The sequence below is a fragment of the Brachyspira innocens ATCC 29796 genome (assembly GCF_000384655.1).
Taxonomy (GTDB): Bacteria; Spirochaetota; Brachyspiria; order Brachyspirales; family Brachyspiraceae; genus Brachyspira; species Brachyspira innocens.
Genome location: NZ_ARQI01000108.1, coordinates 38,348 through 47,137, shown reverse-complemented (window position 1 = coordinate 47,137; position 8,790 = coordinate 38,348). Strand labels below are relative to the sequence as shown.

Below are 8,790 nucleotides of genomic sequence, written 5' to 3'. Positions count from 1 at the left end.
CCATAAGGTTTTTAAAATCAATTCCCCCACCGGGGACGAAAACTTAAATAAAACCGATTCTTTATCTGTGCCATCAAAGTTTTTAAAATCAATTCCCCCACCGGGGACGAAAACATCTTACTTTAGAAAAACTAAAGCGAGTGATATAAGTTTTTAAAATCAATTCCCCCACCGGGGACGAAAACTCTATAGTGTTGTTGTTTTTCATGGACTACCCCCTTGTTTTTAAAATCAATTCCCCCACCGGGGACGAAAACGCTAAAACTGTAAGCCCATACAAGCGAATAGAACAAGTTTTTAAAATCAATTCCCCCACCGGGGACGAAAACATTTTTAATGAAAATTTAGTTAGACGATATAAGCGAGTTTTTAAAATCAATTCCCCACACTGCGCTACGCTCGTAACCAAGTAGGTACTTCGCTACGCTCGTAGGGGACGAAAACAATAGTTTTTTATTTTCTTTTCCACTGAATATATCAGTTTTTAAAATCAATTCCCCCACCGGGGACGAAAACTTATTAGATAATCTACATCAAAACATGCACTTCCTAGTTTTTAAAATTAATTCCCACACCCCAAGTAGGCACTTCGCCTAACGGCTCGTAGGGGGACGAAAACTTTTCTACTGTAGTGTTATTAATATTGTTTGAATCCGTTTTTAAAATCAATTCCCACACTTCGTGCCATAGGCACTACGTGGGGGACAGATTAATAATCAAGAGTTTTCATTGATTAAATTTTATTTAAACAAAAAAAGAGGCCTTATAAGCCTCTTTTCATTTCTATAAATTAAAAAATATTAAATTATCTCTCTAAAAAAATCCAAATCATCAAGTCTTATTCTCTCGCCATATAAAGGATTACTTGGATAAACACCTATAGAATTATACAATGCCTTACCACCTACAAAAAGCGACAAAATCGATATTATCTGCGGTGTTGATGATACCATATTTACATAAAGTTCGCCTTCTATATTTTTGGTGCTAATATTAATCTCTTCAATATGTTCTTTAAGTTTATTATAAATTAATCTCGGATTAGTAGGATCATCTATTTTTGTATAAACAGATATAACATTACTTTTAGAACTTTCTTTATATCTTTCAATCATATTAAGTTCATTAATTTTATTTTCCAAACCTAATGTTATAAAAACATAAACATTTTCAAAATCATATTTACTCAGTATCTGCTCTACTGCTCCGTTATACTCTTTATTTTCATGTGTTTTTATATCTGTCAAACCTATAAAAGTTAATAAATTCCTTCTCATAATATTTATTTCTGTAATACCTCTCTTATACTCTTATTAATATCATCATAAACGAAATAATTAGTATCAAATTCAGGAAAAACTGATTTTAATATTTTTTCGCATTTTAATAATATATCTTTGGAAGACATTTTTACCTTATATTTAATAAAATCCTCATCAATGTTAATCATTTTATGAGCAACATCATTTCTTATTTCTCTTTCTATAGCTCTAAGCTCATCAAGTAATTTTTTACCTATAATAGTATTAAGTTTCTGATTCTTTTTAACATAAAAATCATACATAGAAATTAAAATATAAAAAGTAATAAAATCCCCATCCTGAAGATTTTTAACTCTTTTATTCATATAATCAATAAAGTTCTGGTCTGGACTTGCATTTACTCTAATTTTTTTATCTCCGTTTATATTTTCCAAAACTCTATTTAAAGCAGCTACATTTTTTCTTAAAAAATAGAATAATATAAAAGTAAGGAAAGGACTCATTCTCAAAATAAAATCCGAAAGTTCTGATTTACTTTGTTTAATCTTCATAACATAATAATATTCAATAAACTCAATGCATTCATTATTATAATTTTTTTCATCCAGCTTTATTATTTCATTTGCCTTATCATACTGCAAATTCATTCTTAAAGCCCCATGCTCTAAATATTTAATTAAATCATCACTAAATAATTTTTTTGACCTTTCATCATTATTAATCAAAGTTAAAGCTGATGAATACTCATACCTTTCTGCCAAAGATTCTATCTGTGATTGAATTTTCACCCTTCTAAAACTTAAAACTTCTGGAACAGTACATCTTATATCATTTTCCTCTTTATTTATATCTATTTTATCTAATAAATCAAAACTAAAATTATCTGGAAAATTTGATGATTTTTCTGGAGTGGATACTTGTATCGGAGTTAAATAAATATTATTTGTTATAACCTCAAGAACCAAATCTGATTTCATCTGAGGAGTTCCTGAAGATATATTTAAAAGAATCTCATACTCTCCGTTTTTATTATCAGTATCATTAATATTTTTTATGCAATTTTTGAACTCATCTATAAAAGCATCATAGCTATTAACATCATCAACTTTACCGTATATCTCTTCTACTTTTTTGCATTCAGGATGAAATTTTTCTATAGCTATTTTATATCTATTATCATTTTTATTTAATTCTTTGGTAACATATAAATAAACTATTTCAGGTTTATAATGCCTAATTATATGAAGCATAGAACCTTCTGATACTTTTGTTTTATCTTTTGAAATACCTATAGGGTCATGAGTACCAACTGGCGAAAATAATATATATTTTTTTTTCTGATTATCATTCATAAATAAACTCCAAAATATTTTTATTTAATAAATATTGTTTTTCATCTTTTCAATATAAGGTCTTGATATCAAAACTCCTCCCATAGAAAGAGAAGTTTTTGCCCCTATACCAGAATAAGATGCAAAATCCAAAAGCATATTATAAATATTTACAAACATACTAGGACCATGGCAGTAAAGTTTTATTTCTCCTATAAAAGAATCAATACCAACGCCTTCCATACTAAACTTTGTGCTTCTCAAATTATATTTTACTATTTTCACATATTTTTCCATATCAGAAATCAATTTACTATCTTCTAAAGAAATATTTTCACTGTAATAATTCCATTTATCATAAAGACTTATAAACATATTATCCAAATAAGGAAATATAGTATAACGTCTATGTATTTTATAAGTGGTAGGAGTTAAAAACTTTATATTAACACTTCGTATAATATCATTAGATAAAAAATATTTATCTGCAATATCTTTATAACTTTGCACATTAACTATTTCTTTAGAGATAATATCAACTTTCAAATCATTGTATGTTAAACTAAAAGAACTTATATTCTCATCAAATAACTTATCTATTATTTTTTCTTTAGCTTCTTTACTTAATGTTGATATTTTCCATATATAGATATTATTTTTACTGTCAAAATAAGAATACTGACTATAAGGATTAAGTGACAGATTATGAAGGGTTTCAGCATAATCAGCATCTAATTTTGACATCAAATAACCATGAAACAAACTGCCGTAATCTTTTTTTATTACCAAATTATCTCTAGGTTTCATCTTAATGATTAAAGTTGCTAGCATAATTCCTCTTCAACTTTAATATTGCACATTCCAAGTGCAATAAGATTATCTTCATCTTTTTTTACAAGTCTCAAACTTCTAGGCGATATTTTATCATCTAATATTACATGCCTGCCTTTAGGCATCTTATTTTCTTTATCATAAAATTGATAATCGAGGTATTTCTTTATATAATTTACTAATTCTTTAATTTTTATCGGAGAAGAATAATTTGATGTTTTTCTAATAGAATATATTATACTTTTAGTTAAAAACCCATTTACTCCTCCTATAAAAATATTAGGAGTCATATTTAATGAATCATCAAATAAAGGATATTTATCTAGAATATTTTCCTGAATAAGAGCAGACAAAGTTAAATAATCACTATAAAATGTATTATCTTCTTTATTATTATAAATACCGCTAAAATACTTTAATAAAGAATATATACTATATGGTTTATCTATACTAAGGGTAAAGTATAATTTGACACCAGGCTTTAATACTTCCAGAAATATTGGCAAGGGATGATATGTATTTTCAGATGTTACTACATCATATCTTTGAGAAATATATAAATTATCAAGTTCAGCCTCATTTGTATCTGATATAGACATATTCTTGAATAGGTTAAGTTTCTTTTTTAATATATCACTTTCTATATCTCTAAAATTATATTTTTTTTCAGTTTTAAGAATATCTCTAAATAAATAAACATATTTCTCTTTATTATTCATTACTTCACCATAAATAATTGCTGTTCTAATAGCTCCTTTAATACTAGAACCGGGAATATATGGCAACCTATTTGAAGATTTTATAAAAGGCTGTATATCATTTAATTCTTTGTTATCAGATTCTATTTCTATATTTTCTGCACTCTCTGCCTGCATATCACTATATGTTTTAATACTATAGTCAAAAATATCTAAAGATGAATAATTATTTATATTTTTTTCTAAAAAAGCAGTAAGTTTAAAATTTCCTGAAACACATTCTCCCAAAAATGTATCTAATTTATTATTTTCTTCTAAAACAGATATTAATTTTTTTTTATTTATAACGCTAACTATTCTATTTTTATATATATAATCCGTTTTTCTAAAAATATCTCCGCTATTTATAAATATTGGAGATAATGTAGTGAGACTCATTCTATAAACTTTTCTATTATTTATTTTAAAATTATTATTCATATTATCACCATCAAATATTAATACCAATATATAAAGCCTTGCCATATCTATAAACTTCATGACTTCCTGAAGCATGAGATACATCTTTTATATCACCCTTAATATCACCAATAAAGCATGAACCTTCTTTAAACATACACAAAGATTTTCTTTTTAAAAGAGTACTACTGTATGTTTGAGAATATATAAAACCGTTTCTCTTTATAATAGAATAGTATGAGGAGTTAAAATCAATATTTTCAATCTCATTTTCACAAGGAGAATACAAAGATAAAATCATTTTATATTTAGAATCTTTAAATAAATACTTATTAATATCAGAAATACTGCTGCTATCATTTATTAATGTAAAACTGCCGTAACCTAAAGTTCTTTTGCCGCCTATTCCAGAGTATGACAAACTTTTGAAAATTTGTTCAAATATATCTAAATTGGTTTTATTATTATAAGCTAATATAAAATATAGTCCGCATTTATCATAAAAATAATGTACACCCATACTATACAAATTATTTTCTTCTGTTCTTGACAAAGATACTTTTTGAAATAAATATTCATTAGAAAATTTGTTGTATTCCATACTGTTAAAATTAAAGTCATGCTCGCCTTTAATACTTTTTAAATAATTATCCAAGTCTGAAACTTTAATAAATCCAAGTTTCTTCATTTTTTTTCTATCTGAAGAAGAATCTGTTTTATCATCTTTTTTATTATCTCTTTCTACTACTATAGAAGGTTTTGGAATGTACAAATCTTCATCTTTATATGGAAGCAAAGAAGATATTAAAAGTTCTCCATTATTAAACAGCTCCACAAATTTAGATAAGTTTTCAGCACTATTTAATTTAATATATTCCAAACATAAAGCAGAAAATAATGTATCACTATGACATATAAAATCTGACTCTTCCAAACTCACAGCCAATTTATCACTTCCAAAATGGACAGGAGTATCAAACTTTAATTTATATAATTTATATTCCATAATAACAACTATTTATTTTTTATTAATTTATTAACAAAATCTTCACTTTCTTGTAAATATTTTAACAAAGAAGCTAAATCTATATCATTAGATTTAAGATTAGCCTTTTCTATAGTAAAATTTTCAAAGCTAATTTTACCATAACCTCTAGTTCCGCTTCCTCCTATATAATCCAACTGCAAAGCCTTTATTGCATTAGATATTAACTTAAAATCTTTAATAATATTTTCATTTCCGCTATTATCAGCATTATATATAAGTTTGAATCCAAATATGGCTCCTGCAGGTACCCTTTCTAATTGTCTAGGTGTAGCTTTTGCTATTATTCTATCTATTCTATTTTCAAACTTTATTTCTGTATATCCTAAATCTAAATTCTTTTTTTCTAATTCTTCAGCATTCTTTAAAAACAAATCATAAAACTGAAGTCTTGCTTCTACTATATTATCTTTCACAGAAGAACCGAATAATCTTTTTACCTCTTCTTTATCATTTTCATGACTAGGCAAAAACATATTATCAGACATAAGTTTAGCCATCATAGTTCTTAATTTACCTTTAATAGAAGAACCAGGTATAATAGGTCTGTTGGTCAATGGATCTTTAACGACAATACTATCAACAGCACCTATAGGAGAAAAGTCATTAGAAGCTCCTATATGCATACCAGTTAATAGTTTTATATTAGATCTTATTATTAATTTATCTTTAATTGTATAAAAAACATTTTTGCTGCTCATTGTTCTCTTCCTCCATGAAATTTATGGTAAGCTACTATAGCCTCTATATATCTAGCAAAATTAATAAAATCTTTTTTTGTATGCAAATTAGACATTTCATCTTTAAGTAAATCATATAAACTTTTCATTTGCCTTTCTGTTTTTGTACCTTTGCTTTTACCAACTAAATAAGCGAACTGAATTTGCATATATTTTATTTCTTCAATAATATTATTATCTAATTTATCTTCAGATATATCAGATAACTTTACCATATTTGAAATTTTATTTACAGCAGCAAGAAATTTTCTTATTTGAGATGTTGTAATATAATTAATCTTTTCATCTTTTACAAATTTTTCTGCATCACTGATATTAAGCATAATACCTCCTAAAAATTACTAATTTTTATTTATTAGAATCGTCTCTTTTCAAATATAATATTAAATCTAAAGCAGTATTTAAATATCTTCTATCTGCGTTATCCAAAAACCAATTATAAATATTATTTTTAAAACTTTCATAATTCTTAATATAATCATCGCTTCCAGCAGATTTTATTCTTGCAAGAGAATAAGCAAGCCTTGCAATATTAATTTTATCCCCTTTCAAACTTTCAAGTTCTATTAATTGCTTTAATCTATAAATAGATGAAGCAGAGAAAAATACTTTATCTTCACAAAAATATTTCTCATCAAGATAGCAAGTAGAAAATATAATGTTTATTTTTTCACGAACTTTATCAAACTCCTGCCAATTAAAACAATATTCAAAATTAGATTCTTTTTTATTAAAAGGTATTCCAAATAAAGCTATAGAATCTTTTTCTTTGTTATTATAAATATGATTTTTAGCAAGCTCTTCAAGCTCTCCAGTTTGAGAAGCCATTTTAGATATAGGATATGATGAATGAAAAAAGCCTATACCTGCTGAGAAAGTCAATTTATCATTAGTATATCTTTTAAAAGCCTTTCTCAAATCAAAAGCAAAATCTATAACATCAAGCCAATACCCAACCAAAAATACATCATCTCCGCCTGAATAAACTATAACAACATGTTTTTCTTTATGATAATATTTATCACCAAACAATTTATTATTAGGAAACTGAACATCACCCTTACATATTGAATTGATATAATACTTAAAAAATAAGCTTAAATGTCTTGATAAAACAGAAGTTCTAAAAATATCAGAATGGTCTTTAAATCCATTAATAAAAGCCTGACCCAAATTATCTACATCGCATCTTAATACACCTATTCTCCTTATACCATAAGTTCCTTCTAAAAGATCTTCAAAACTGCTTAAATCTACATTATCATCTTTTTTATAATTATAATCACCTAAATACAAATTAATATGTTTATCATTACTGTTATTTTTAGAATATATTCTTATCACAGAACTATCTTCAGAATTTATACTTCCAAAATATAAATATCTATTTTCAGAAATAGAAGGAAGATTAATAATTTTTTCTTTATCTAAATTATTTTTTGTATTTGTAATAGTGATACTATTATTTTCATTTATTATATATTTGCCTGCTTTATATAGATTATAGCAGGTATCACATACATAACCTAAATTTTCATTTCTTTCTTTTGTGCTTTTAGAAGAAGTATTACATATACTGCATTCAAAATCAGCTTCATTTTCTCTAGGAAACAATAAGATATTTAACTGTTCTTTATTGTATCTATTTTGCTTATTAACAGACAGTTTTTTTGAAAGACCTCTAAATATATTTTTTGTATTTTTCAAGTCATTAAAAGAAAACTCTTCATAATCCATCGCTATATACAAATCTACAGAAAACTCTTTTATAAACCAATCATTTATTTTATTTTTAATAGAAAGTATGTTCTCTTTTAAATCTTTAAAATTAGGAATTAAAATATAAAAATGACCGCCGCCTGTGTAAAGCAAATTGCATCTTTTTAGATTAAAATATTCCAATATTTCATCAGCGATATGCTCAAGCATTATTTCAAGATAAAAAGATCTTGCCCTTAATGATTTTAATGCCCCTTTAGAAGAAATAGTATATATAAAGCTTTGTATACCTGAAATATCTGCTGCAAGTAAAGCAAAAGGTTTTTCTTTTTCTTCTGAATTATTTTTTAATAGATATAAACAAGAAGATAATGCCGTGTTAATTTTTAATTTATCATAAAAAGATATATCGCCTATGCCATATTCTTTTTCGCTTTTATAATAAGGTACATAAGAAAGAATATTTGAAAGAACATTTAATATAATATTAGCATCATTTAATATTTTTTCAAAATTTAAGCTTTCAATATACTTTCTATTTTCATCATTTAAAAAATAGGAATTATTTATTTTATTAAAATCATCAGGATATACTATATTATCTCCTATCATATTTAGCGGATAATATAAATTTTTATTGTTAATTTCTTTAAAAACAGTAAATATAGATTTTAATGCTTTATTATTATCAGATATATTATCATT

General features: G+C 25.5%; 8 protein-coding genes and 1 CRISPR repeat array. All 8 genes read right to left on the bottom strand.

All coding sequences use genetic code 11. The features are described 5' to 3' along the window. Positions 1-7 precede the first annotated feature (7 nt). A CRISPR array of direct repeats spans positions 8-329; the repeat unit is 36 nt; unit sequence GTTTTTAAAATCAATTCCCCCACCGGGGACGAAAAC. 471 nt (positions 330-800) lie between these two features. From F811_RS0107215 to cas10, 8 genes are read right to left on the bottom strand one after another with little or no spacing between them, the layout of a single operon-like run. Continuing rightward, positions 801-1,277 (bottom strand): hypothetical protein, encoded by a 477-nt coding sequence (locus tag F811_RS0107215; RefSeq protein WP_020004597.1) that lies wholly within the window; start codon positions 1,275-1,277, stop codon positions 801-803. A gap of 5 nt (positions 1,278-1,282) precedes the next feature. Next, the gene (csm6, locus tag F811_RS0107210; RefSeq protein ID WP_020004596.1) at positions 1,283-2,614 is read right to left on the bottom strand and encodes a type III-A CRISPR-associated CARF protein Csm6; all 1,332 of its coding nucleotides are present in this window, start codon (positions 2,612-2,614) and stop codon (positions 1,283-1,285) included. Positions 2,615-2,638: 24 nt separating this feature from the next. Continuing rightward, complete coding sequence (gene cas6 / locus F811_RS0107205; protein WP_083921313.1) at positions 2,639-3,424, bottom strand: CRISPR system precrRNA processing endoribonuclease RAMP protein Cas6; 786 nt, start codon at positions 3,422-3,424, stop codon at positions 2,639-2,641. Next, positions 3,418-4,662: a type III-A CRISPR-associated RAMP protein Csm5 gene (gene csm5, locus F811_RS0107200; RefSeq protein ID WP_020004594.1), complete on the bottom strand. Its 1,245-nt coding sequence runs from the start codon at positions 4,660-4,662 to the stop codon at positions 3,418-3,420. The genes cas6 and csm5 overlap by 7 nt, the downstream gene beginning before the upstream one ends. Continuing rightward, on the bottom strand, positions 4,613-5,587 hold the full coding sequence (gene csm4 / locus F811_RS0107195; RefSeq protein ID WP_020004593.1) for a type III-A CRISPR-associated RAMP protein Csm4: 975 nt from the start codon (positions 5,585-5,587) through the stop codon (positions 4,613-4,615). Before csm4 ends, csm5 begins: the two co-directional genes overlap by 50 nt. Before the next feature lie 8 nt (positions 5,588-5,595). Continuing rightward, a complete protein-coding gene (gene csm3 / locus F811_RS0107190) occupies positions 5,596-6,327 on the bottom strand; it encodes a type III-A CRISPR-associated RAMP protein Csm3 (RefSeq protein ID WP_020004592.1) in 732 nt (243 codons plus the stop codon). Next, the gene (gene csm2 / locus F811_RS0107185; RefSeq protein ID WP_020004591.1) at positions 6,324-6,689 is read right to left on the bottom strand and encodes a type III-A CRISPR-associated protein Csm2; all 366 of its coding nucleotides are present in this window, start codon (positions 6,687-6,689) and stop codon (positions 6,324-6,326) included. The genes csm3 and csm2 overlap by 4 nt, the downstream gene beginning before the upstream one ends. Positions 6,690-6,714: 25 nt before the next feature. Continuing rightward, positions 6,715-8,781 (bottom strand): type III-A CRISPR-associated protein Cas10/Csm1, encoded by a 2,067-nt coding sequence (gene cas10 / locus F811_RS0107180; RefSeq protein WP_425386789.1) that lies wholly within the window; start codon positions 8,779-8,781, stop codon positions 6,715-6,717. Positions 8,782-8,790: the final 9 nt, after the last annotated feature.

What these genes read in the sequence shown, in the direction of transcription:
- F811_RS0107215 (WP_020004597.1), bottom strand. Translation starts at nt 1,277, where the DNA reads ATGAGAAGGAATTTATTAACTTTTATAGGTTTGACAGATATAAAAACA.
- csm6 (WP_020004596.1), bottom strand. Translation starts at nt 2,614, where the DNA reads ATGAATGATAATCAGAAAAAAAAATATATATTATTTTCGCCAGTTGGT.
- cas6 (WP_083921313.1), bottom strand. Translation starts at nt 3,424, where the DNA reads ATGCTAGCAACTTTAATCATTAAGATGAAACCTAGAGATAATTTGGTA.
- csm5 (WP_020004594.1), bottom strand. Translation starts at nt 4,662, where the DNA reads ATGAAGTTTATAGATATGGCAAGGCTTTATATATTGGTATTAATATTT.
- csm4 (WP_020004593.1), bottom strand. Translation starts at nt 5,587, where the DNA reads ATGGAATATAAATTATATAAATTAAAGTTTGATACTCCTGTCCATTTT.
- csm3 (WP_020004592.1), bottom strand. Translation starts at nt 6,327, where the DNA reads ATGAGCAGCAAAAATGTTTTTTATACAATTAAAGATAAATTAATAATA.
- csm2 (WP_020004591.1), bottom strand. Translation starts at nt 6,689, where the DNA reads ATGCTTAATATCAGTGATGCAGAAAAATTTGTAAAAGATGAAAAGATT.